Source organism: Mesorhizobium sp. RSR380A (genome assembly GCF_054719385.1).
In genome coordinates this window covers 2,029,868-2,051,972 of sequence record NZ_JBTTIB010000001.1, presented here as the reverse complement: position 1 = coordinate 2,051,972, position 22,105 = coordinate 2,029,868, and the positions used below count along the sequence as shown (strand labels likewise).

Annotated in this window: 23 protein-coding genes; 10 read left to right on the top strand and 13 right to left on the bottom strand. The window is 63.4% G+C overall.

The window, feature by feature from the left end; translation table 11 throughout:
- Positions 1-32: 32 nt before the first annotated feature.
- The 5 genes from ACYG9Z_RS09900 to ACYG9Z_RS09880 all read right to left on the bottom strand — a co-directional run bounded on the left by ACYG9Z_RS09900 (position 33) and on the right by ACYG9Z_RS09880 (position 5,471).
- The gene (locus ACYG9Z_RS09900) at positions 33-809 is read right to left on the bottom strand and encodes an ATP-binding cassette domain-containing protein (protein ID WP_023751737.1); all 777 of its coding nucleotides are present in this window, start codon (positions 807-809) and stop codon (positions 33-35) included.
- Complete coding sequence (locus ACYG9Z_RS09895) at positions 806-1,807, bottom strand: ABC transporter ATP-binding protein (RefSeq protein WP_023751738.1); 1,002 nt, start codon at positions 1,805-1,807, stop codon at positions 806-808. Before ACYG9Z_RS09895 ends, ACYG9Z_RS09900 begins: the two co-directional genes overlap by 4 nt.
- A complete protein-coding gene (locus ACYG9Z_RS09890) occupies positions 1,804-2,634 on the bottom strand; it encodes an ABC transporter permease (protein WP_023728582.1) in 831 nt (276 codons plus the stop codon). Before ACYG9Z_RS09890 ends, ACYG9Z_RS09895 begins: the two co-directional genes overlap by 4 nt.
- Positions 2,631-3,617 carry an ABC transporter permease gene (locus tag ACYG9Z_RS09885; protein ID WP_023751740.1) on the bottom strand — a complete coding sequence of 329 codons (987 nt, stop codon included), beginning with the start codon at positions 3,615-3,617 and terminating at the stop codon, positions 2,631-2,633. Before ACYG9Z_RS09885 ends, ACYG9Z_RS09890 begins: the two co-directional genes overlap by 4 nt.
- A gap of 249 nt (positions 3,618-3,866) precedes the next feature.
- The gene (locus ACYG9Z_RS09880; protein WP_023669855.1) at positions 3,867-5,471 is read right to left on the bottom strand and encodes an ABC transporter substrate-binding protein; all 1,605 of its coding nucleotides are present in this window, start codon (positions 5,469-5,471) and stop codon (positions 3,867-3,869) included.
- 365 nt (positions 5,472-5,836) lie between these two features.
- On the opposite strand from ACYG9Z_RS09880, the gene ACYG9Z_RS09875 reads away from it, so the two are divergent.
- A complete protein-coding gene (locus ACYG9Z_RS09875; protein ID WP_023753233.1) occupies positions 5,837-7,027 on the top strand; it encodes a M24 family metallopeptidase in 1,191 nt (396 codons plus the stop codon).
- A 180-nt stretch (positions 7,028-7,207) separates the two neighbouring features.
- Here ACYG9Z_RS09875 and ACYG9Z_RS09870 read toward each other — a convergent pair whose 3' ends face one another.
- Genes ACYG9Z_RS09870 through ACYG9Z_RS09860 form a run of 3 tightly spaced genes read right to left on the bottom strand, consistent with a single transcriptional unit; the run spans position 7,208 to position 9,691 of the window.
- Positions 7,208-7,624 (bottom strand): cupin domain-containing protein, encoded by a 417-nt coding sequence (locus tag ACYG9Z_RS09870; RefSeq protein WP_023753232.1) that lies wholly within the window; start codon positions 7,622-7,624, stop codon positions 7,208-7,210.
- Positions 7,621-8,484, bottom strand: coding sequence for a phosphoenolpyruvate hydrolase family protein (locus ACYG9Z_RS09865; RefSeq protein ID WP_023704250.1), 864 nt, complete (start codon positions 8,482-8,484; stop codon positions 7,621-7,623). Before ACYG9Z_RS09865 ends, ACYG9Z_RS09870 begins: the two co-directional genes overlap by 4 nt.
- Before the next feature lie 13 nt (positions 8,485-8,497).
- Entirely contained in the window at positions 8,498-9,691 is a 1,194-nt protein-coding gene (locus tag ACYG9Z_RS09860) for a Tm-1-like ATP-binding domain-containing protein (RefSeq protein WP_031244306.1), read from the bottom strand.
- 111 nt (positions 9,692-9,802) lie between these two features.
- On the opposite strand from ACYG9Z_RS09860, the gene ACYG9Z_RS09855 reads away from it, so the two are divergent.
- The 7 genes from ACYG9Z_RS09855 (at position 9,803) to ACYG9Z_RS09825 (ending at position 16,498) form a co-directional block, all read left to right on the top strand.
- Positions 9,803-10,486: a TetR/AcrR family transcriptional regulator gene (locus tag ACYG9Z_RS09855; RefSeq protein ID WP_023753230.1), complete on the top strand. Its 684-nt coding sequence runs from the start codon at positions 9,803-9,805 to the stop codon at positions 10,484-10,486.
- A 358-nt stretch (positions 10,487-10,844) separates the two neighbouring features.
- Positions 10,845-12,161, top strand: a complete 1,317-nt coding sequence (locus ACYG9Z_RS09850) for an ABC transporter substrate-binding protein (protein ID WP_023669849.1) — start codon at positions 10,845-10,847, stop codon at positions 12,159-12,161.
- Positions 12,162-12,228: 67 nt separating this feature from the next.
- Positions 12,229-13,134, top strand: coding sequence for a carbohydrate ABC transporter permease (locus ACYG9Z_RS09845; protein WP_023682997.1), 906 nt, complete (start codon positions 12,229-12,231; stop codon positions 13,132-13,134).
- Between the two features lies 1 nt (position 13,135).
- Positions 13,136-14,095: a carbohydrate ABC transporter permease gene (locus ACYG9Z_RS09840; RefSeq protein ID WP_023682998.1), complete on the top strand. Its 960-nt coding sequence runs from the start codon at positions 13,136-13,138 to the stop codon at positions 14,093-14,095.
- A complete protein-coding gene (locus tag ACYG9Z_RS09835; RefSeq protein ID WP_023669846.1) occupies positions 14,092-14,313 on the top strand; it encodes a hypothetical protein in 222 nt (73 codons plus the stop codon). Before ACYG9Z_RS09840 ends, ACYG9Z_RS09835 begins: the two co-directional genes overlap by 4 nt.
- Complete coding sequence (locus ACYG9Z_RS09830) at positions 14,310-15,413, top strand: ABC transporter ATP-binding protein (protein WP_023753229.1); 1,104 nt, start codon at positions 14,310-14,312, stop codon at positions 15,411-15,413. Before ACYG9Z_RS09835 ends, ACYG9Z_RS09830 begins: the two co-directional genes overlap by 4 nt.
- Positions 15,413-16,498, top strand: coding sequence for an ABC transporter ATP-binding protein (locus ACYG9Z_RS09825; protein WP_023683001.1), 1,086 nt, complete (start codon positions 15,413-15,415; stop codon positions 16,496-16,498). The genes ACYG9Z_RS09830 and ACYG9Z_RS09825 overlap by 1 nt, the downstream gene beginning before the upstream one ends.
- A gap of 38 nt (positions 16,499-16,536) precedes the next feature.
- Here the strand turns inward: ACYG9Z_RS09825 and ACYG9Z_RS09820 are convergent, their stop codons facing one another.
- On the bottom strand, positions 16,537-17,115 hold the full coding sequence (locus ACYG9Z_RS09820; protein WP_023753228.1) for a TetR/AcrR family transcriptional regulator: 579 nt from the start codon (positions 17,113-17,115) through the stop codon (positions 16,537-16,539).
- A gap of 94 nt (positions 17,116-17,209) precedes the next feature.
- Between ACYG9Z_RS09820 and ACYG9Z_RS09815 the strand changes: the two genes are divergently transcribed.
- Positions 17,210-18,118, top strand: a complete 909-nt coding sequence (locus ACYG9Z_RS09815) for an SDR family oxidoreductase (protein ID WP_023753227.1) — start codon at positions 17,210-17,212, stop codon at positions 18,116-18,118.
- Positions 18,119-18,120: 2 nt separating this feature from the next.
- On the opposite strand, the gene ACYG9Z_RS09810 is transcribed toward ACYG9Z_RS09815, so the two are convergent.
- Positions 18,121-18,468, bottom strand: coding sequence for a GFA family protein (locus ACYG9Z_RS09810; RefSeq protein ID WP_023753226.1), 348 nt, complete (start codon positions 18,466-18,468; stop codon positions 18,121-18,123).
- A 116-nt stretch (positions 18,469-18,584) separates the two neighbouring features.
- Here ACYG9Z_RS09810 and ACYG9Z_RS09805 point away from each other — a divergent pair, with 116 nt between their 5' ends.
- On the top strand, positions 18,585-19,883 hold the full coding sequence (locus ACYG9Z_RS09805; RefSeq protein WP_023815726.1) for an amidase: 1,299 nt from the start codon (positions 18,585-18,587) through the stop codon (positions 19,881-19,883).
- 3 nt (positions 19,884-19,886) lie between these two features.
- Here ACYG9Z_RS09805 and ACYG9Z_RS09800 read toward each other — a convergent pair whose 3' ends face one another.
- The 3 genes from ACYG9Z_RS09800 to ACYG9Z_RS09790 form a co-directional block, all read right to left on the bottom strand.
- On the bottom strand, positions 19,887-20,255 hold the full coding sequence (locus ACYG9Z_RS09800; protein ID WP_245259988.1) for a hypothetical protein: 369 nt from the start codon (positions 20,253-20,255) through the stop codon (positions 19,887-19,889).
- A 68-nt stretch (positions 20,256-20,323) separates the two neighbouring features.
- Positions 20,324-21,301 carry an NAD(P)-dependent oxidoreductase gene (locus ACYG9Z_RS09795; protein ID WP_023753223.1) on the bottom strand — a complete coding sequence of 326 codons (978 nt, stop codon included), beginning with the start codon at positions 21,299-21,301 and terminating at the stop codon, positions 20,324-20,326.
- A gap of 85 nt (positions 21,302-21,386) precedes the next feature.
- Positions 21,387-22,103 (bottom strand): FadR/GntR family transcriptional regulator, encoded by a 717-nt coding sequence (locus ACYG9Z_RS09790; protein WP_023686625.1) that lies wholly within the window; start codon positions 22,101-22,103, stop codon positions 21,387-21,389.
- Positions 22,104-22,105: the final 2 nt, after the last annotated feature.

The window sequence follows — 22,105 nt, the reverse complement described above, 5'->3', positions numbered from 1 at the left end:
CTTGTCCGCAAACGGGTTTGCACTTTGCGGGATCATGGCCGGATCCTGTTCAATCTTGGCGCGGCCGCCACCAGCGCCTTGCCGACCGCCGATTGCGGCCCGTCGATGATGGTGCGGGCGTCGCCGCTCTCGGCGATCCGCCCGGCGTCGAGAAGGACGACGCGGTGAGCGATCGCACGGACCACGCCGAGATCGTGCGAAATGAAGAGATAGGCGATCCGTTCCCTGGCTTGCAGGTCGAGCAGCAGTTCGAGGATCTGTCCGCGCACCGAAACATCGAGCGCCGACACTGCCTCGTCGAGCACGATCAGCGACGGGTTTGTCGCAATGGCGCGGGCGATGGCGACGCGCTGGCGCTGGCCGCCGGAGATTTCGTGAATGGCGCGCGGGGCGAGATCGGCTGCCAGCCCGACGCGATCCAGCAAGGCAGCAATGCGGGCCGGCCTCTCGGCGCGGGAAGCGATGGCATGGATGCGCAAGGGATCGTCAAGCACGCGAGCCACCGTGGCGCGCGGGTTGAACGCGGCGAGCGGATCCTGGAACACCATTTGCAGGCGCGCGCGCTTGGTGCGCAGGGCCGCACCCTTCAAGAGCAGAAAGTCATCGCCTTCGAACTGGACGGTGCCGGCGTCGGGCTCGATCAACCTAAGCACCAGCCGCGCGATCGTCGACTTGCCGCTGCCGGAGGGCCCGGCCAGCGCCAGCGTCTCGCCGGGTTCGATGGCGAAGGAGACACCGTCGACGGCCGCGATGGCCTTGCCGCCAAGACGGTATCGCTTGGTAAGACCGGAGACGGTGAGCAAGTTCATGCCGGCGCCCGTCGTAGCAGCGGATCGGCGTCGAGGCCGAGATGGGCGTCGAGCAGCGTTCGCGTATAGGCATGGCGCGGGGCGTTTATGATTTGCTCCGTCGGGCCGAGTTCTATCAGTTCGGCGTTCCGGAATACAGCGATACGCTCTGCGAGTTCGGCGGCCAGCGCGATGTCGTGGCTGATGAACAGCAGCGTCATGCCGTCCTCCGCCACCAGTTGCCGAATGAGGCTGACGATTTCCGCTTGCACAATGGTGTCCAGCGCGCTGGTCGCCTCGTCGGCGGTCAGCAGTTTCGGACCGGCTGCAATGGCCGCGGCAATTGCAACGCGCTGCTTCTGGCCGCCGGAGAGCTGGTGCGGGAAAGCGCGCATGGCGGTTTGTGGATCGGGCAGCCGGACACGTTCGAGCAGGGTTTTGGCTTTGGCGTAAGCTTGTGGCCAGTCGAGGCCGAGGTGGGTGCGGGCGACTTCGGCGATCTGTTTGCCGACGGTCATGACGGGGTCGAGGCTGGCGGAGGGGTCCTGGAAGACGAAACCAATGTCGCGGCCGGGAAGGGGGAGCGTGCTGGGCTCGGTTAATTTGAGAGGTCGGCGTTCCGTCACACCCCCCTCTGTCCTGCCGGACATCTCCCCCGCAAGGGGGGAGATTGCTCTCTCATCTCCGCCTTCGCCAACCACGAACGTTGCAGAAGGGAAGCCGTCGGCAAAGCTGCTGATCTCCCCCCTTGCGGGGGAGATGTCCGGCAGGACAGAGGGGGGTGGGAAGGATCGCGGCGCCTGAAATTGCCACTTGACATGCCCTTCAATCTTGGCGCTCGCCGGCAGCAGTCCAGCCACCGCCAGCACCAGCGTGCTCTTGCCCGAACCGCTTTCGCCGATAATCGCCAGCCGCTCGCCGGCAATAACATCCAGGCTGACCCCCTTCAGCGCCGTCACCTCGCTGCCATCGCTGAAATAGCGCACCGACAGATCGCGTATCTCAGCCAGTGCGGTCACGACAGGCTCCTCCGCACCGCCGTCGTCTCCACCACGCCTTCGCCGGCGAGATAGATACCGAGCACGGTCAGCACCAGGGCAATGCCCGGAACGATCGACAGAAAGGGCGCGGTGCGCAGCACAGTGCGGCCCTCGGCGATCATGCCGCCCCAAGTGACGCGATTGGGGTCGCCGAGACCGAGGAAGGACAGCGCTGCCTCGGTGAGGATCGCGGCGGCCACGATCACCGAGGACAAGGCCAGCACCGGCGGCAACGCGTTGGGCAACACCTCGCGAAAAGCGATCTCAAGCGGGTGCATGCCGATGACGCGGGCGCCGGCGACGTAATCGCGCTCGCGGATCGACAGCACTTCGGCGCGCGCTACACGCGCCGGTCCGGTCCAGGCGCCAAGCGCTATTGCCGTGACGACGACGCCGAGCGACGGCCCGACGACGCTGACGAAGGCCAGCGCCAGGAGAAAACTCGGCACGGTCTGGAAGGCATCGGTGATGCGCATCAGCCCCTCGTCCACAAGGCCGCCGGCAAAGCCGGCCAGCGTGCCGACGACCGCGCCGATGAAGAGTGCCGCCGCTGCCGCCGCCAGGCCGACCGCCAGCGAGGTGCGGGCGCCGTGGAACAGTTCGGCCAGCACGTCACGGCCGAGCCGGTCGGTGCCGAGCGGCAGCGACCAGTCCTGGAAGGGCGGCAGCAGTGCTGGTCCGGCAATGGCCTGCGGGTCGCCGGGGAAGAGCAGCGACGCAAACAGCGCCATGGCGAACAGAAGCGCCAGGATGATCGCGCCGGCGACCGCTTCCGGCCGGCGCAGGAACCGCGGCAGCGCGCTCACGCGCTGGCCTCGTCGGCGCCGACGCGCGGGTCGAGGAAGGCGTAGGCGATGTCGACGGCAAGGTTGACGGCAATGACGAGGACGGCGCTGGTGAGGATGATGCCGAGCAGCAGCGGCGTGTCGCGCGAGGCGACCGCTTCCTGCGCCAGCCGGCCGAGGCCGGGCACGGCAAAGACGCTCTCGATGACGACGCTGCCGCCAAGCATCTGCGCCGATTGCAGGCCGAGCATGGTGACCAGCGGCAAGAGCGCGTTGCGGGCGACATGGGCGAGCACGATGCGGCGGCGCGACAGCCCCCTGGCGCGGGCGGCGAGCACAAAATCCTGCCGCCACGCCTCGGCCATGCCGGCGCGCATCATGCGCAGATAGAGCGCGAGATAGATGAAGCCGAGCGCGGAAACCGGCAGGACGAGATGGACGGCGATGTCGGCGGCGCGGTCCAACCCGATTTTGTCCGAGGCCAGGCTCTCGATGCCGCCGATCGGCAGCCAGCGCAGGTCGACGGCAAAGACGACGATCAGCACCAGGCCGAGCCAGAAGCCCGGCACGGCATAAAGCGCCAGCGAGCCGATCGACAGGAAGCGGTCGCGAAAGCTGCCGGGTCTGGCGCCGGCGTAGATGCCGAGCGCCGAGCCGAACCCGAAGGAGAGCGCAGTGGCGGTGACCATCAGGAGCAGTGTCGTCGGCAGGCGTTCCAGGATGACATCGCGAATTGGCCGCGAGAAGGTAACGGACTGGCCAAGGTCGAAATGCAGCAGCGCCCAGAGGTAGTTGGCGAGCCGGGTCAACTCGGACTGGTCGAGGCCCCAGCGATGGCGCAGCAACTCGATCATGCCGGCATCGCCACCGGTCGAGACGATGTAGGCGTCGACCGCGTCACCGGGGGCGGCTTCCAGGAGGAGGAATGTGCCGATGATGACGATCAGCAGCACGAAGATGCTGCCGACGAGGCGACGGCGAATGAGGGTGAGGGCACGGGTCATGGCTGCCTTACCCTCCCCCTTGTGGGGAGGGTCGATCCGCGAAGCGGAGCGGGGTGGGGGTTCTCGTAGGGCGCTACCCCCACCCCGTCGAGCGGCTGCCGCTGCGCAGCAACCGCTCGCCGACCCTCCCCACAAGGGGGAGGGTGAAGGTTGGCGCTATCCGGCAGGACAGAACAGAGGCGTGAAGGAACTCTCATCCCTGATGATGAGCATTCGTCCAACCGATGCGCAAGCATGCCGGGCTGATCGCTAGCCAGCCAGATAGGTGTCCGCCCAGTTCGACACCGCCCATCGCGGGTTGTTGGCGATGTTGCCCACGGTATCGCGCGCGACGCTGATGAAGCTCCATTCGGCGACGTTGATCAGCGGCAGGTCGGCCGCGACCTGTTTCTGGAATTCGTTGTAGAGGTCGGTGCGCGCTGACGCATCCAGCGTTTCCGATGCCTTGGCGATCAGCGCATCGAGCTCGGCGTTCTTGTAGCCACCCTGGTTGGAGAACGGCACACCGTCGGGAATGCCGCTCTGCACCAGGATTGTGGTCGAGATCGCAGGATCGCCGCGGAACACCGGCGGGCCGACGGCGAGGTCGAAGGCGTGGTCGGTGTAGACGGCCTTGATGTGCGCGGCCGAGTCGTTGTTGACGATCACGGCGTCGATGCCGATCGCGGCCAGCGCCTGGCGCAGATAATCGCCGAACTGTTTTGTTTCGTTGAAATAGGGTGCCGGCAAAAGCTTGAGCGCAAACCGCTTGCCATCATCGGCCTTGGTGTAGCCGGCCTCATCGAGCAGGGCGTTGGCCTTGGCGACGTCGAAGGGATAGGTCGGCACGTCGGCGGTGTAGAATTGCGGGTCGTTCTTCGGCACCGGACCGGTAGCGGTGGCGGCATAGCCGAGGAACACCGTCTTGACGACGAAATCCTTGTCGATGGCATGCGCGATCGCCTGGCGCACCTTCACGTCGGCCAGTTCCTTGCGGCGATGGTTGATCTCGACGACGAGTTGATAGGTCAGCCCCTCATAGCCCTTGGAGATGACCTTCAGGCCCGGCACTTTCGAGATGCGGTCGAGGTCGGCCAGTGGCACGGCGGAGAAGGCGGCGAGCTGGATCTCTTCGGCCTCGAGTGCGGCCGCGGCGGACGTGCGGTCCGGCAGCACCTGATAGATGATCTCGTCGAGATAGGGCTCGTCCTTGCCCCAATAGTTCGCATTCCTTGTCAGCTTGTAATATTGGCCGGCCTTGTACTCGCCGAACTTGAACGGGCCGGTGCCGATGGGGGCATTGTTGGCCGGGTTGTCCTCGATCTTGCCGACTTCGTAGATATGTTTCGGCACCACGCTGCTCAGCGCCGGCAAGGCATTGCGTATCAGCTGGAACGGGGTCGGTTTGGCGAATTTGAACACGGCGGTGAGATCGTCGGGGGTGTCGACGCTGGCCAGATCCTTGAACACGGTGCGGCCGAGATTCTGCAGCGGCTTCCATATCTGCAGCGCCGAGAAGGCGACGTCGGCCGAGGTGAACGGCTTGCCGTCATGCCATTTGACGCCATCGCGCAGTTTGAAGGTTACCGAGAGCCCGTCGGCAGCACCTTCCCAGGAGAGCGCCAAGCGGGGCTCGAGCCCGTCCTTGCCGTCGAACGAGGCTTCGGCCAGCGTCTCGACAATCTTGCTGGAGATGAAGAAAACGCCGTTGGAGGCGACGATTGCCGGGTTGAGATTGCGCGGCTCGGAATCGGCGGCGAGCACCAGCCGGCCACCTTTCTTCGGCGTCTGCGCCCAGCTGAATGTGGGCAGGGCGGTGGAGGCCAGCAGCAAAGCTGAGCCGCCAAGCAGCGTGCGTCTGGAAATATCTGACATGACCGAACTCCGTCCTCTCCGCGACCAGATGGGCGCACCCCTCGAAGCTGGCGGCACCCGCCAGCATCCTCGCGGCGATTATGGCCCTTGCCAAGGGTTTCGCCAGAGACGGAATTGGCGCATCCTTGCTTGGCTTTGAAATTTTCGTCCGCTGGACCAGTTTAGAGGTGGCCCTTTCATTCTGATATTCTGGTAGGACCAGATTGCCTTGATATGCAGCAAAGACGACTTGGCGACCGCCCGCTGAAGCAATTTGACCTATTTCTGGCTGGACCAGAGTGGACAAAATGATGCAGATTTGACCGACAGCCAAGGGAATCGGGCGCAGCGCGGCCGGCGATCCCACGGAAATCAGGGAGAGAACAATGAACATTGCCCCGGGCAAGAATGCCGTCAGCAATATCCCGTTCGACCAGGCAAGGGTCGACCGGCTGATGGAGGAAGCCGGCATCGATGTGCTGCTGGCGACGTCCAAGCACAACACGCAATATCTGCTCGGTGGCTACAAATTCATCTTCTTCGCCGCCATGGATGCGATTGGCCACAGCCGCTATCTGCCTGTTGTCGTCTATGAGAAGGGCGGGCCGGATCATGCCGCCTATATCGGCAACCGCATGGAAGGCGCCGAGCACCAGAACAACCCGTTCTGGACGCCGACGCTGCATGCCGCCTGCTGGGGTACGCTCGACGCCGCCAATCTTGCGGTCGAGCATGTCAGCAAGATCGGCAAGGCAGGCGCCCGCATCGGCATCGAGCCGGCCTTCCTGCCGTCCGATGCCTATGCGCTGATCCGCAAGGCGTTGCCGGACGCGAAGCTGATCGACGCGACCGACATGCTGGAGCGCATGCGCGCCATCAAGACAGACGCCGAGCTGGAGAAGCTGCGCATCGCCTCCGAGCTGATCACCGATTCCATGTTGGCGACTATCCAGTGGGCGCGCGAAGGCACGACCAAGGCCGAGATGATCGAGCAGCTCAGGCGCGAGGAGACCAATCGCGGCGCGCATTTCGAATATTGCCTGCTGACGCTGGGCTCCAGCCACAACCGTGCGGCGTCACCGCAGGCTTGGGAAAAGGGCGAGGTGCTGTCGATCGATTCCGGCGGCAATTATCACGGCTATATTGGCGACCTCTGCCGCATGGGCATTCTGGGCGAACCGGATGCCGAGCTGGAAGATCTGTTGGCCGAGGTCGAGACGGTGCAGCAGGCGGCGTTCTCGAAGGTGAGGGCAGGCACCATCGGCGGCGATATGATTTCGCACGCGGAGGGCGTGCTGAAGGCGTCGAAGGTCGCGCCCTATACGGATTTCTTCGCCCATGGCATGGGCCTGATCACCCATGAAGCGCCGTTCCTGATGACCAACCACCCGGTCACCTATGAAGGCACCTATTCGGCCAAGCCGCTGGAGACAAACATGGTGCTGTCGGTGGAGACGACCATGCTTCACCCGACGCGGGGGTTCATCAAGTTGGAGGACACGTTGGCGGTGACGGATACGGGATATGTGATGTTTGGGGATCGGGCGCGGGGCTGGAATAGAGGTGGGGCTTTATAGAACGAAGGCCGGCGCCGCCCCTCATCCGCCTGCCGGCACCTTCTCCCCGTAAAACGGGGAGAAGAAGGCAGCTCGGGCGATTGGCGAAATCGCCGATGAAAGCATCTTTCTCCCCGTCACTATACGGGGAGAAATGTCCGGCAAGACAATGAGGGGCGGCGCTACCCCTGGAAGAAATCATCATTTCCCCGCCGGGATCAACCTGAAATCTGGCAACTCCCGCAGCACCAGTTCGGGTCCGGCCGGCGAATAGACCACGAAGAGCTGCATCGGCCCATCGCCCGTGTTCAGTGTCGAATGGAAACGGCTTTCCGGCACATAGATGGTGCAGCCGGGGCCGACCTTGGCGACGACCGGATTGCCGTTCTCGTCCTCGACCATCTGTTCGCCATTGCCTGAGATGACGAAGATGATTTCTTCCGCGCCGGGGTGGTTGTGGCGGGTGTGGCCCTTGCCTGAGGGCAGGTCGACGACGCCGCCGGAAAAGCGCTCAGCGCCATTCACTTCAGGCGCCACCGTCAGCGACAGCTTGCCCCAGTCAAAGCCGAAGGCGCTCACGTCCTTCGGGTATACGAATACCTTGCTCTTGTCGGTCATGATCTCATCCCCTTCTTTTTCTTCTGGTCGTGCAGCATGACGGCCTTGAAATCCGCCGTCTGCCTGGCGATCGCGGCTTCAGCCGGCAGCCGTTCCATCGAACTCGCGCCATAAAAGCCGTGCAGGCCCTTGCAGCGGTCGAGGATGTAGCGGGCATCATCCGGCATCGAGATCGGCCCGCCATGGCAAAGCAGGATGACATCCTTGCGCACCGAGCGCGCCGCGTTGGCGATGACGTCGATCTCGACCACGCAGTCGTCGAGCGACTTGGCCGACGTGGCTCCGATCGAGCCGCCGGTCGTCACCCCCATATGGGCAACGACGATGTCGGCGCCGGCTTTTGTCATGGCGCGCGCCTCGTCGGGGTTGAAGACATAGGGCGTGGTCAGAAGATCGAGCTTGTGCGCCTCGGCGATCATGTCGACCTCCAGCCCGAAGCCCATGCCGGTTTCCTCAAAACTCTGGCGCATGCTGCCATCGAACAGGCCGATGGTCGGGAAATTCTGCACGCCGGAAAAGCCCATCGTCTTCAGCTCGGCAAGCAGCAGCGGCATGATGACGAACGGATCGGTGCCGTTGACACCGGCCAGCACCGGCGTCTTTTTGACCACCGGCAGCACCTCATAGGCCATTTCCTTGACGATCTCGTTGGCGTTGCCATAGGCGAGCAGGCCCGCAGCCGAGCCGCGCCCGGCCATGCGATAGCGGCCGGAATTGTAGATGATGATGAGGTCGATGCCGCCGGCTTCCTCGGCCTTGGCCGACAGGCCAGTGCCGGCGCCGCCCCCAACGATGGGCACGCCGTCGGCGATCATCGCCTTGAACTTCTTCAATATGTCCTTGCGCGGTATTGCGGGCATTTGTTGGCTCTCACTATCTGGCGATGTCGAGGAAGGCCGCGGTTGCGGCTTTGGCAAATTCCGGATCGTTGATGTGCAACGGCAGGCGTGAGACCCGGCGCGCGGCGTTCGGCTTGATGGTGCGCTCGACGGCACCGAACAGCACGGCGTCGGCTTCGGGGTCGAAGAAGGCGCCGCCCTCGATATCGAGTGCCGAGACACCTTTTTCGGGGATCAGGAAATGCACAGGGCCCTCGCAGCGAGCGAGCCTGGTGCCGATCCACTCGCCTATACCGCGGCATTCGTCCACCGTGGTGCGCATCAGTGTGACGTTGGGATTGTGCTCGTAGAACAGCCGGCCCCTAAACTTCTCGGGAATGGTCGGCGGCGCCCAGAAATTGACCATGTCCAGCGCGCCGACCGAGCCTACATAGGGCAGCTTGGTGCGGGCGATGGCGCCGAAGCGGTCCTCCGTCGCCGGCAGCACGCCGCCGAACAGCAGGTCGCAGACTTCCGTCGTGGTGATGTCGATGACGCCGGCGAGCAGGCCCGAGTCCGCGAGCTTCTCCATCGAGCGGCCGCCGGTGCCGGTGGCGTGGAAAACCATGCAGTCATAGTTGGCGCGCAACTGATCCGCGATGGCGGTCACGCAAGGCGTGGTGACGCCGAACATGGTGAGCCCGAGTGCCGGCTTGCCGGTGGCAGTCGGCGCCGGCTTGGCAGCCATGCCGGCGATTGCCTGCGCCGCGTTGTGCAGCACCGTGCGGGAGAGCCGGTTCAGTCCCGCCATATCGGTGACTGATGGCATCATGATGATGTCGGAGACGTCGACATAGGCCGCGGTGTCGCCGGAGGCGAGCGTCGAGACCATGATCTTGGGCAGCCCAAGCGGCAGCGCGCGCATGCCGGCAGTGATGATCGACGTGCCGCCACCGCCGCCAATGCCGATCACGCCTGATATGTCGTCGCGCGACTGAATGAAATTTGTGAAGGCGGCGCTCATGCCGGCCACCGCCGTGCCGCGATCATCGATGCCGAGCACGCCACTGGCTCCATCCGGATGATCCGCCGCGACCTCGCTGGCCGGGATATCGACCGGCACGGTGGCGCCGCGCGTTCCGATGTCGACGCGGGCAACCGAACTGCCGGTGGCGGCAATTGCGTCGGCCAGGAAGGCAAGTTCCTCGCCCTTGGTGTCGGCTGTGCCCACCACGTAGATGCGCTTCATCGCGTTTCTCCCGTCACCGGTCGACCGGCGCCGGGCCGCCTGTCGCCCTTTGCCGGCCTTTCGGTGGGCAAAGGTCATTGCAATTTTTTGAGACGCGCGTATCGTATTGACATGGAAGTCTCACGTCAACAAGCCGCTGGGAACGACGACGCCAACGAGGCTGCCGAACGCGGCCCGCGGGCCCGCACAAAACGGCTGATGCTGGAGACGGCGACGCGGCTGATGCAGGCGGGCGTCACCCCGTCTGTGAGCGAAGTGGCGGAGGTGGCGCAAGTGTCGCGCGCCACCGCCTATCGCTATTTCCCCAGCCAGGCAGCCCTGGTGCAGGCGGTGGTTGACGAGGGGCTTGGGCCGATCCTGACCTGGCAATCGACGTCCACCGATGCCGGGCGGCGCGTTGCCGAATTGTTCGATACCGCCATGCCGCGCATCGAAGCTTTCGAGGCAACTTTCAAGGCAGCGCTGAAACTGTCGCTCGACCAATGGGCGCAGCGGCAGGCGGGCACGCTGGGCGGCGAGCCGCAATTCACGCGCGGACATCGCGTCCAGCTGCTGAAGGATGCCATCGCACCGCTCAAGGGCCGGCTGCCGCCGCGCGAGTTCAAGCGCCTGGCGCAGGCGCTGTCGATGATGTTCGGCGTCGAAGTGCTGATCGTGCTGAAGGATATATGGGGGCTCGATAGCCGCGGCATGCGGTCGGTCGCGCAATGGGCGGCGGGCGCCCTTGTGCGCGCCGCGGTGGCGGAATCGACGGCTGAAACCGATGTGGCCCGGCCAGAGGCGTTGGCGAAATAGCGCCAATCTGGTTCGACCAGATTTCGATGCCCACTATTGATGTTAACCGGGATGGCAGTGCCGAAACAAGGCTCTTCTATATCAACGAGTAGGAAAATTCAGGGAAAACAGACGGATACATGAAGAATCCGGTTATACAAGGTCCGGTGGTGATCCAAGAAAGAGCTTGACGGCTATCTAAAATTGGTAATACCAGATCAGGACAGAAAAGCGGATCGAAAGTGAGAGCTGCGATCCAGTTTCCGGCAAAGCGAGGAGGCTTGGAACCGGAAAGGTGCGATCTCGGGAGGAACTACCAGGCCGGCTTCACCGCCGGCTAGCATGACAAGGTAGAATGCGCACAAGGGAGGAAATCATTATGCGCAAGACAATGACCAGCCTGCTTGCTGGTATCGGCTTAGTACTTGCCTGCGGAACGTCCGTCTACGCGCAGGACAAGGAGCTCACCATCTTTTGGGCGGAATGGGATCCGGCCAATTATCTGCAGGAACTCGGCAACGAGTACGAGAAGGAAACCGGCGTCAAGATCACGGTGGAAACCACGCCCTGGTCCGACTTCCAGACCAAGGCTTTCACCGAGTTCAACGCCCATGGCGACGCCTATGATATGGTCGTCGGCGACTCGCAATGGCTCGGCGCCGGCTCGACCGGCGGCCACTATGTCGACCTGACCGACTTCTTCAACAAGCACAAGCTTGGCGAAGTGATGGCGCCGGCAACGGTGAAATATTACGCCGAGTATCCGGGCGGCAGCAGCAAGTACTGGGCGATCCCGCTCGAAGGCGACGCTGTCGGCTGGTCCTATCGCAAGGACTGGTTCGAGGACCCGAAGGAAAAGGAAGCCTTCAAGGCCAAGTACGGCTACGATCTCGACGTGCCGAAGGATTTCAAGGCGCTGCGCGACATCGCGGAGTTCTTCTACCGGCCGGATCAGAAGCGATACGGCATCGCCATCTACACCGACAATTCCTATGACGCGATGGCGATGGGCTTCGAAAACGCGCTGTTCTCCTTCGGCGGCGAACTGGGTGACTACAAGACCTACAAGGTCGACGGTTTCATCAACTCCGACAAGGCAATCGCCGCACTCGACGCCTACAAGGAACTCTACACGTTCACGCCTCCGGGCTGGGCCAAGTCGTTCTTCGTCGAGGACAATCAGGCGATCACCGAAAACCTGGCCGCGATGAGCATGAACTACTTCGCGTTCTTCCCCTCGCTGATCAACGAGGCGTCGAACCCGAACGCCAAGAACACCGGCTTCTTCGCCAATCCTCCAGGCCCGAACGGCGATCAGTTCGCCGCACTCGGCGGTCAGGGCATCTCGATCGTTTCCTACTCCAAGAAGCAGGAAGAGGCGACGAAGTTCCTTGAATGGTTCATCAAGGACGAGACCCAGAAGAAGTGGGCGGCGCTCGGCGGCTACACCTGCAGCGCTGCCGTGCTCAAGTCGGAGGAGTTCCAGAACGCCACGCCGTACAACAAGGCCTTCTACGAGACCATGTTCAAGGTGAAGGACTTCTGGGCGGTGCCGGAATATGCCGAGCTGCTGCAGCAGCTCAACCAGCGCGTCTATCCCTACATGATCGGCGGCGAAGGCACCGCCAAGGAAACGCTGGACGCGCTCGCAGGCGACTGGAACGCGACGTTCAAGAAATACGGCCGCGGCCAATAAGCAGCTTTTCTCGCGGAGGAGGCATCCGTGCCTCCTCCGTTCTTTTTTCCGAAACGGGAGCAGGGTCTTGGCGACCACGATGATCACCACGCTGGACACTTCCTCGCGAGCCGCTGCACGCGGCTTGAGCGACATGTCGATCCGCAACCTCTTCATAATCCCGACGATCCTGTTCCTGATCGTCTTCAACATTTTCCCGCTGATCTATTCGCTGGGCTATTCCTTCACCGATTTCCGCGCGTCGACCAACGCGCCGGCGAATTTCGTCGGGCTGCAGAATTATCGCGACCTGCTCAACGACCCCTATGTCTGGTCCAACTTCGCCATCACCGCGAAGTACGTCATCATCTCGGTCGCGGGTCAGCTGCTCGTCGGCTTCGGCGTGGCCATGCTGCTCAACCGGGATATTCCCCTCAAGGGTCTCATCACAACGCTGCTGCTGCTGCCGATGATGCTGTCGATGGCCGTCGTCGGTCTGTTCTGGAAACTGCTCTATGATCCGTCATGGGGGGTCATCAACTATGCGCTTGGCCTCGGCAATTTCGAGTGGCTGGCGGATCCCAAGATGGCGCTCTATGCGGTTGCGCTAACCGACATCTGGATGTGGTCGCCCTTCGTCATGCTGTTGTCGCTGGCCGGTCTTTCAGCGGTGCCGAAGCATCTCTACGAAGCAGCGGCGATCGACCGCGCCGGACCGTTCTACACCTTCTTCCGCATCACGCTGCCGCTGGTCGCGCCGATCCTGATGATCGCGGTCATCTTCCGCACCATGGAAGCGTTCAAGACCTTCGACCTCGCCTATATCCTGACCAGCCAGCCGACGGCCGAGCTGATCTCTATCCGGCTGTACAAGATGGCGTTCCAGGAATGGCAGACCGGGCGCTCCTGCGCGCTCGCCTACATCGTGCTGATCATGGTGCTGGCCATCACCAACATCTACGTCAAGTACCTCAACAAGGTGAAGGAGCGCTGAGATGGCCGCCGTCCGCACTTCTTCCGAAATAGGCTTCAATCGCGTCGCCATCGTCGCCGTCCTTTTGGTGACGATCATCTTCCTGGCGCCGATCTACTGGATCGCCTCGACGGCGTTCAAGCCGCGCAATCTTGCCACGACCATCCCGCCGACGGTGGTGTTCCAGCCCGAGATATCGCCGTTCGTCAAGCTGTTCACCAAGCGCTCGCAGATGCGCAACCCGCCGTCGCCGGAAGAGTATGCGGCGGCACCCTGGTGGGAACGTGTCGTGTTCGACGGCGGTGAAAAGATCGTGCGCGACGGCAAGGGCCAGGTGCAATGGTCCGGCTATCCGAGCCGCTTCATGAACTCGCTGATCATTGCCATCACCTCGACGGTGCTGGCTGTCGGCATGGGTACCTTCACCGCCTACGGCTTCTCGCGCTTCAAGGTGAAGGGGGAGGCGGATCTGCTCTTCTTCATCCTGTCGACGCGCATGCTGCCGCCGGTGGTGGTCGCGATCCCGATGTTCCTGATGTACCGGGCCGTCGGCCTAAACGATTCCCATATCGGGCTGATCATCCTTTATACCGCCTTCAACCTGTCCTTTTCGGTGTGGCTGATGAAGGGGTTCATGGACGAGATCCCGAAGGAGTATGAAGAGGCAGCGCTGGTCGACGGCTACACCCGCATGGAAGCCTTCTTCAAGATCGTGCTGCCGGAGGCCGCCACCGGCATCGCCGCGACTGCGGTTTTCTGCTTCATCACGGCGTGGAACGAGTATGCTTTCGCGCTGATCATGACCAACCGCCGCGCCCAGACGGCGCCGCCCTTCATCCCCAGCCAGGTCGGCGCCGGCCTGCCCGACTGGACGGTGATCGCCGCCGGAACCTTCCTGTTCCTGCTGCCGGTCGCAATCTTCACCTTCCTGCTCCGCAACCATTTGCTGCGCGGCATGTCCTTCGGAGCGATCCGCAAATGAGCTTTCGAGCCATCAACCAGAAATATCTCGAACCGGGGTCTCAGGTACTGATGGTCCTCGGCATCATCGCGCTTTGCCAGCCGTGGAACCTGCTGCTGCACAGCTATGGCGTGACCATCATCCTGATCGGCCTGATCGGCTTCAACATCACCTCGAAGATCGCGCCGGCGGAGAAGGCCGGTACCGGCCAGGTGCGCAATCCGGGAGCAGAGCATTGACCCAGATTGAGCTTCGCGGCGTCCAGAAATTCTTCGGTGCGGTCCAGGTCATCAAGGACCTCAACCTCAAGATCGACGACAACGAGTTCATCGTGCTGCTCGGTCAGTCGGGTTGCGGCAAGACGACGACATTGAGGGCGGTTGCCGGGCTGGAGACGATCGACGGCGGTGACATCCTCATCGACGGCAAGCCGGTGCAACACCTCAAGGCCGCCGACCGCGACATCGCCATGGTGTTCCAGTCGTTCTCGCTCTACCCGCATATGAGCGTCTATGAGAACATTGCTTTTCCCTTGCGCGCGACGCGCAAGAGCAAGGCCGAGATCGATAGCGAGGTGCGCTCGGTCGCCAAGACGCTGCAGATCACGGAACTGCTGGCCAAGAAGCCGTCGGCGCTGTCGGGCGGCGACATGCAGCGTGTGGCCATCGGCCGGGCTCTGGTGCGGCGGCCGAAGGCGATGCTGATGGACGAGCCGATCGGCGCCCTCGACGCCAAGCTGCGCGAAGAGATGCGGGCCGAGATCAAGCGGCTGCACATCAAACAGGGCTCGACCACCATCTATGTCACGCACGACCAGATCGAGGCGATGAGCCTCGCCGACCGCATCGTGATCATGCATGAGGGCGTGCTGCAGCAGGTCGGTTCGCCCGACGAGGTCTATTCGCATCCGGCCAATCTGTTCGTGGCGCAGTTCGTCGGCAGCCCGGTGATGAACGTCGCCGACGCGGCGATCGCCGAAACCGCTTCGGCGGCCTCGGTCACCCTCGGTGGCGCTGCCGCCGGCTTCGAATTCCCGCGCACGCTTTTGTCCAAGCTCAACGGCCATGCCGGCGGCCAGCTTGCGCTCGGCATCCGGCCGGAAGGCGTGCTGGTGCGCCATGAAGCGGCGGAGGGTTTCGTGCCGGTCGAGACACAGATCGTCGAGCCGCTCGGCTCGTTCGACATTGTCGATCTCAAGGTCGGCTCCAAGATGCTGCGCGCGCGCACCAAGAGCGGCTTCGTCGGCGGCCCGGGCGAAAAGGTCTTCGCCAGGATCGATCCGACGCAGGCACATTTCTTCGACACGGCAAGCGGCAAGTCGCTTGAGGTGAGGCTCTGATGGCTCATATCCAGCTCAAGAATATTTCCAAGAGCTTCGGCAACCACACCGCACTGGCCGGGCTCGATCTCGAGATCGCCGATGGCGAGTTCTTCGTGCTGCTCGGCGAGACCGGCGCCGGCAAGACGACGACGCTGCGCATGATCGCGGGTCTGGAAAAGCCGACCGAGGGTCAGGTGTTCATCGACGGCGTCGACGTCGCCGACTGGGGTGCGGCCGAGCGCGACGTGGCGCTCGTGCTGCAGCAATATTCGCTCTATCCGCGCTATACGGTCCGCGAAAATCTCGAATTTCCCCTGAAGCCGAAGATACGTCGGCTGCCGGATGCCGAGATCAAGGACCGTGTTGCGCGGGCGGCCAAGACACTGCGGATCGAGCATCTGCTCGACCGCAAGACTGACCGCCTTTCAGGCGGCGAAATGCAGCGCGTCTCGATCGGGCGCGCCATCGTGCGCAAGCCGCGCGTGTTCCTGATGGATGAACCGCTGTCGGCGCTCGACGCCAAACTGCGCGAGGCGCTGCGCACGGAACTGAAGAACCTGCAGATCCAGCTTGGCGCCACCTTCCTGTTCGTCACCCACGACCAGATCGAGGCGATGTCGATGGGCGACAAGGTGGGCGTGCTCAACCATGGCCGCATCATCCAGACCGGCACGCCGCACGAGATCTATAACAATCCGCGCGATACCTATGTGGCGAGCTTCGTCGGCTCGCCGCCGATGAACCTGATCGATGGCAAGCTGGTCAACGGCCGCGCGGTGATGGCGCCGCTGAATTTCGAACTGCCTTTCTCTGGGGGTGCCAAGGCGGGCGGTGCGACCGACGGTCGCCCGCTCGTCTTCGGTATTCGACCTGAGGATGTGTATCTTGAAAGCGGTGCGCCGGTCGAGGCACGCGTCCACGATGTCGAGAACCATGGCGTGGAAAAGATCCTGACTCTGCGGGTCGGCGACACGACGCTGCGCGCCACGGTGCCGGCCAGAACCGATGTCCAGATCGAGCAGCCGGTGCGCTTTGCCTGGAATCAGGACAAGGTGGTGCTGTTCGACAAGGGCAGCGGCGTGAGCTTGCGGCACGCCAGCTAATTTAGACTACATCCACTCCCAGCTTGCGCAGCGGCCCATCACGGTTTTCGGGCCGCTGTCTTGGTGATGGCTGCAACGAAGCACTTGAGGCTTTCCTCGACATAGGTGGCCACCTCGATCGTCGGGTCAAAACTCCACCACAGCAGTGAGCCCTGCCAATGCGATGCCATCAGCAGGCCGATGTCGCGCGGGGTGTCGGGCGTTCCGGCCAAGCAAGCCGCAAGGGCCTCGCTCAGGAACGCTTTCCAGGCGGCGCCTCGCGCCCTGAGCACGGGGTCGCGCAGATCCTCGCGCAGGACGAGCAGGCCCTCGGCGTAGGCTTCGATGCCGCCGTAGCCCTGCGACAGCCCCACCAGCAATTCGATCGCGCCGGCCGGCGTTTTGGGAACGGTGGCTGCGAGTTCCCTCCTCTTGGCATCGAGGCCATCCCACGCTTGCAGCAAGGTGCGCTGCTTCAGCTGCGCCTTGTTGCCGAAACGCTGCACCAGTGTCGCGCCCGAGAGGCCGCAGGCCTTTGCCAGCCGCTCGAAGGTGAGCGCCTCGGGGCCTTGATCGTGAATCAATCCCAACGCGGCTTCCAGCACCTGCTCGTCGGATTTGGTTTTTGGTCGCGTCACCTTGACATCTCAAATAACCGAATAATCATTTATATATAATGCGAGCGGCGTAAGCCAGATCGGTTTGGTCGATAGATTCGGTTGGAAGACTACCATGACGTTGCAAGGAAAGGTCGCCCTGGTCGCCGGCGCCACGCGTGGTGCCGGGCGGGGGATCGCGGTTGAACTCGGCGCCGCCGGCGCCACCGTCTATGTCACCGGGCGCACCACACGCAGCCAGCAATCCGACTATGCCCGGCCCGAAACCATCGAGGAGACGGCGGAGCTGGTTTGTTCGCATGGCGGCAAGGGCATTGCCGTGCAAGTCGATCATATGGTGACTGATGATGTGCGCAGTCTGGTCGAGCGCATCCGGGCCGAACAGGGTCGGCTCGACATTCTGGTCAACGATATCTGGGGCGGCGAAAAGCTGTTCGAGTGGAATAAGCCGGTCTGGGACCACAATCTGGAAAACGGCCTGCGCCTGTTGCGGCTCGGCATCGACACGCATCTGATCACCGCGCATCATGCGCTGCCGCTGATGATCGAGCGGCCGGGCGGGCTGCTGGTCGAGGTCACTGACGGCACCGCCGAGTACAATGCCGATCACTATCGGCTGTCGCCGTTCTACGATCTCGCCAAGGTCGCGGTGAACCGCATGGCATGGGCACACGCCAAAGATCTTGCTGCGCATGGCGCCACCTCGGTGTCGCTGACGCCCGGATGGCTGCGTTCCGAAATGATGCTGGAGGCGTTTGGCGTCACCGAAGACAATTGGCGCGACGCCACCGCCAACGTGCCGCATTTCGTCATTTCCGAAACGCCGCGCTTTGTCGGCCGCGCGGTCGCGTCGCTTGCGGCGGATCCGGATCGTGCGCGCTGGAACGGCCAGTCGCTGTCCAGCGGTGGGTTGGCGCAGATTTATGGTTTTACCGATCTCGACGGCTCACGCCCGGACGCCTGGCGCTATATTCCGGAGGTACAGGACGCCGGCAAACCTGCCGATGCCGCGGGTTACCGGTAAGCTTAGACCGAGCGGCCATCGAAGTCGAAAATCGACAGACCGACAGCATCAATATCCGCAACGCAGTTGAGGTTGACGTAGGCGCTGCGTTCGCTGCCCTGACTGACATCCTCGGCAAAGGGATGGATGCCGCAGGTCCGGCAGAAGCGATGCGCCATTGCATGATTGCCGAATGTGTAGGTGCCGAGATCGTCGCCCCACGCCAGCACCGTCAGGCTGTCATGCGGGATGGCGGCCAACAGCGCGCCCTTGCGCGAGCAGATCGAACAATTGCACCTCACGGCGCCGGTCAGCTGCGCCTTGAATTCGAACGCAACCTTGCCGCAGTGGCAGCTGCCTTTGTACAGCATCAGTCCCTTCCTATCGCTGGCAGGTGCAAAGGCACGCTGTCCGGGCTATTCCTTCCGCTGACCTAGCGGCCCATATGCCTTAAAGACGCTCCACCTTGACGGAATCCGACATCGACATGCAATCAATCCGCGATCGTCTCGAGATCATCCTGTCACGTCTTGCCAGTTGCGCGGCAGGCGAGAAGGTGTTCACCAAACTCTATGCCGAGGCGGCGCGCGCAGCGGCCGAGGCCACCGATGCGCGCAAGAAGGCCGGCGTATCGCTCGGGCCGCTCGACGGCACCATCGTGTCGATCAAGGATCTGTTCGATGTCGCCGGCGAGCCGACCACGGCCGGGTCGCTGATGCTGAGGGACACCGCGCCCCGTCGGCACGACGCTGCGGTCGTCAGCCGTCTGCGCCAGGCCGGCGCCGTCATCATCGGCAAGACCAACATGACCGAATTCGCCTTCACCGCTATCGGCGACAACATGCACTACGGCACACCGGGCAATGCCGCCGACACCAGCCGCATTCCAGGCGGTTCGTCGTCGGGCGCCGCCGTGTCCGTTGGCGAGGGGACGAGCGACATTTCCATCGGCTCCGACACCGGCGGTTCGGTGCGCATCCCGGCATCGCTGAACGGCGTCGTCGGTTTCAAGCCGACGGCGCGGCGCGTGCCGCTGACTGGTGCCTATCCCCTTTCCGCGACGCTGGATTCGATCGGGCCGCTGGCGCTGAGTGTTGCTGCGTGTGCCCTGGCTGACGCCGCGATGACGGGCGAGCAGATGCCGCAACTGCACCTGCCGTTAGCGCTTGCCGGGCTTCGTGTCGGCATTCCGCGCGGCCTGCTTTTCGAAGACACGGAAACGGAGATTGCCGCCGCGTTCGATCGCAGCCTTGCCGGGATCGAGCAGGCAGGCGCGTGGCTCACGGACATTTCGATCGACGACCTCATTGCCGATCTGCGCCTGGCCACCAAACGCGGCTCGATCGCGGCCATGGAAGGTGCTGAAATCCATGCCGACTGGCTGGCGACGGGCGCATCGGTGCCGGTCGATCCCCATGTCAGCGGGCCGCTGTCGCGGGCGGCGGCCATACCGACGCCGGTTTATATCAGGGCAATGCGTCGTCGCGCGGCACTGTGCATAGCCATGGACGAGCGGTTGGGTTCGGTCGATGTGCTGGCTCTGCCGACCACGCCGGTGACAGCGCCGACTATCGTTTCGATGGCCGAGGATACGGCTCTGCGTGAACGCACCGAAGGTCTGCTGCTGCGCAACACCCAGGTCGCCAACCAGTTCGACCTCTGCGCGATCTCGCTGCCGATGCCCGGCATGACGCTGCCGGCCGGGCTGATGCTGGTGGCGCGCAATGGCCACGACCACCATCTGCTGCGCATCGCGGCTGAAATCGAGCGGCTGCTTGGTCGGTAATAGTCAACCCGACGAGCAGTGCTTGCGTTCGCTGTCCTTGGCGGTGCGCAGGATGCCCGTCGCGAGCAATGTCGGCACGTCGTGCTGCTTGCCGTTGAAGCTGTGTGGCCGGTTCTCGATTGTTCCTGTGACAACGAGCTTGCCGGCATAGAGCTTGTCGGAAAGGTCAAGCGCCTTGTCCTGCTGCGGCAAGCCGTCGATGTCGACCCACACACCCTTGACGACCTTTCCGGTGGCGAGGTCGAGCGCGCTGGTAGAAGGGCAGGGCGCCATCACGCAGCGCAGGCCGTTGTCGCAAGGCACGTAGCTGCTTTCGGCCTGAGCCTTGGCTGTCCCTACGCTTGTACCGGCAATCAGAAGAAGAACTCTCACGACGCTCTTGACCATATCGGCGAAGGTCGCCGCCAAATCCGCGAAAATTGAGGCGGCTTGCAGAAACGTCAGTCGGCAGGAAACCGTCTGCGGTAATGCTCGACCACGTCGGGATTGCGCAGATTGACAGGCAGCCGGTTGGCCAGCACCAGCAAGGTCTCGCCGGCCGCGCCCACGCCCATGCGCATCATCGATTGCTCGGTGATCCCCGCCATATGCGGGGTGACGATGACATTGTCGAAACCGAAATAGGGATGGTTTGCCGGCAGCGGCTGGGTGGCAAAGACGTCGAGTGCGGCGCCGCCGATCCGGTCTTGGCGCAAGGCCTCGATCAGCGCCTCGTCATCGATCACCGGCCCGCGCGAAATGTTGATCAAAAGCGCTTCCGGCTTCATGCGGGCAATGCGTTCGCGGCTGATCAGTCCGCGCGTTTCCGGCGTCAGCGGGCAGCAGAGCACGATGATGTCGCTCTGTTCGACCAGCGCATCGATCGACAGGAAGCCGATCCTGTCGGGTGCCGGCTGCATGCTGCGGGTCGTCGCCACGACGTCGAGGCTGAAGCCGTGCGCGGCGATATGGGCGACCGCCTGACCGATGGCGCCGAAGCCGATGATGCCGATGGTCTTGCCGGCAAGCTCGCTGGCATGGCTGGCGTGGTCGCGGCCGGCATTCCAGCCCTTGGCGCGCAAGTCGCGGTCGACCGAACGGAAGCGCCGAAGCAGGGCAAGGGCCGCGAACATCACATATTCGGCGACCGAACGCGCATTGACCGCCGGCACGTTGGCGACCAGCACGCCGGCCGCGGCCGCGGCCTCCATGGGCACCATGTCGAGCCCGGCCCCGTGGCGGACCGCTGCTCTGAGTTTCGTGGCGTTTTCGAACAGCGACGGCGGCAGCGGTGCGCGAACGATGATGACGTCGGCATGCTTCGCCTCGGCGGTCAGCGTTGCCGCATCGAGCGCTGAGGCGACGACGAGTTCGCCGGCGCCCGCCAGCATGGCGGAGGCACGCGGGTGCAGCGTGTGCGTCGACAGGATTCTGGGCATGGGGCTCTCGCTAGTCGCAATTCTCAAAGGAAAGCGCCGCGCGCTTTTCCCAGAAAAACCGTTTCACACCTTTCCTGGAATTGCACTAGACCTTCTCAAGTGCCAGGCTTTGCGCTTGCGCCTCCCGGCCCTCGATGATCCCCTTCCAGTAGCTTTCCGCGCCTTGCAGGTGGGCGCTCATCAGCGCCTGGGCGAGATTGCCGTCGCGACGCAGCAGCGCCTCGTAGATCTGGATATGCTCGGCATGCGAGCGCACTGAGCGCTCGGGATCGTTGAAGTAGATCGGCAGCCGCTGCTCGCCCATCAGGTAATAGACACTGCAGATATTGTGGAAGACGCCGTTCTTGGTCGCCCGCACGATTTCGAGGTGGAATTCGCGGTCTTCCTTGGCGAGGCCTTCGCCGGCGGCGATGCACTCCTCCGAGGCTTTCAGGATCTCCCGCAGGCGTTCGAAATTCTCTTCGGTGGCACGCGAACAGGCAAGTTCGGCGGCCTTGATCTCGTGGATCTTGCGCAGTTCGACGGTTTCGTAGATCTGCACCGGATCGAGCGGCAGGCCCGCGCGGGCGAAAAGAGCCAAGGCTTCTACACTGGCCTGCCTGGTGTCGACATAGATGCCGGATTTGGCGCGGCGCTCGACGATGCGCATGGCCTCCAGAATGGCCAGCGCTTCGCGGATCTGGCCGCGGCTGACGACGAAATGCTCCGCCAGTTCGCGCTCCGAAGGCGTGCGGCCGGTCTCCTTGTCCGAATGGGCGAAGAGATAGGCGGCGAGCTCGGCGAGAAGGTTCTTTTCTTTCATCG

Coding starts and splice junctions, on each gene's coding strand:
- ACYG9Z_RS09870 (WP_023753232.1), bottom strand. CDS start 7,624: ATGACCGACAAGAGCAAGGTATTCGTATACCCGAAGGACGTGAGCGCC.
- ACYG9Z_RS09860 (WP_031244306.1), bottom strand. CDS start 9,691: ATGAAGCGCATCTACGTGGTGGGCACAGCCGACACCAAGGGCGAGGAA.
- ACYG9Z_RS09840 (WP_023682998.1), top strand. CDS start 13,136: ATGGCCGCCGTCCGCACTTCTTCCGAAATAGGCTTCAATCGCGTCGCC.
- ACYG9Z_RS09790 (WP_023686625.1), bottom strand. CDS start 22,103: ATGAAAGAAAAGAACCTTCTCGCCGAGCTCGCCGCCTATCTCTTCGCC.
- ACYG9Z_RS09865 (WP_023704250.1), bottom strand. CDS start 8,484: ATGCCCGCAATACCGCGCAAGGACATATTGAAGAAGTTCAAGGCGATG.
- ACYG9Z_RS09810 (WP_023753226.1), bottom strand. CDS start 18,468: ATGCTGTACAAAGGCAGCTGCCACTGCGGCAAGGTTGCGTTCGAATTC.
- ACYG9Z_RS09885 (WP_023751740.1), bottom strand. CDS start 3,617: ATGACCCGTGCCCTCACCCTCATTCGCCGTCGCCTCGTCGGCAGCATC.
- ACYG9Z_RS09850 (WP_023669849.1), top strand. CDS start 10,845: ATGCGCAAGACAATGACCAGCCTGCTTGCTGGTATCGGCTTAGTACTT.
- ACYG9Z_RS09855 (WP_023753230.1), top strand. CDS start 9,803: ATGGAAGTCTCACGTCAACAAGCCGCTGGGAACGACGACGCCAACGAG.
- ACYG9Z_RS09805 (WP_023815726.1), top strand. CDS start 18,585: ATGCAATCAATCCGCGATCGTCTCGAGATCATCCTGTCACGTCTTGCC.
- ACYG9Z_RS09795 (WP_023753223.1), bottom strand. CDS start 21,301: ATGCCCAGAATCCTGTCGACGCACACGCTGCACCCGCGTGCCTCCGCC.
- ACYG9Z_RS09835 (WP_023669846.1), top strand. CDS start 14,092: ATGAGCTTTCGAGCCATCAACCAGAAATATCTCGAACCGGGGTCTCAG.
- ACYG9Z_RS09875 (WP_023753233.1), top strand. CDS start 5,837: ATGAACATTGCCCCGGGCAAGAATGCCGTCAGCAATATCCCGTTCGAC.
- ACYG9Z_RS09815 (WP_023753227.1), top strand. CDS start 17,210: ATGACGTTGCAAGGAAAGGTCGCCCTGGTCGCCGGCGCCACGCGTGGT.
- ACYG9Z_RS09825 (WP_023683001.1), top strand. CDS start 15,413: ATGGCTCATATCCAGCTCAAGAATATTTCCAAGAGCTTCGGCAACCAC.
- ACYG9Z_RS09880 (WP_023669855.1), bottom strand. CDS start 5,471: ATGTCAGATATTTCCAGACGCACGCTGCTTGGCGGCTCAGCTTTGCTG.
- ACYG9Z_RS09900 (WP_023751737.1), bottom strand. CDS start 809: ATGAACTTGCTCACCGTCTCCGGTCTTACCAAGCGATACCGTCTTGGC.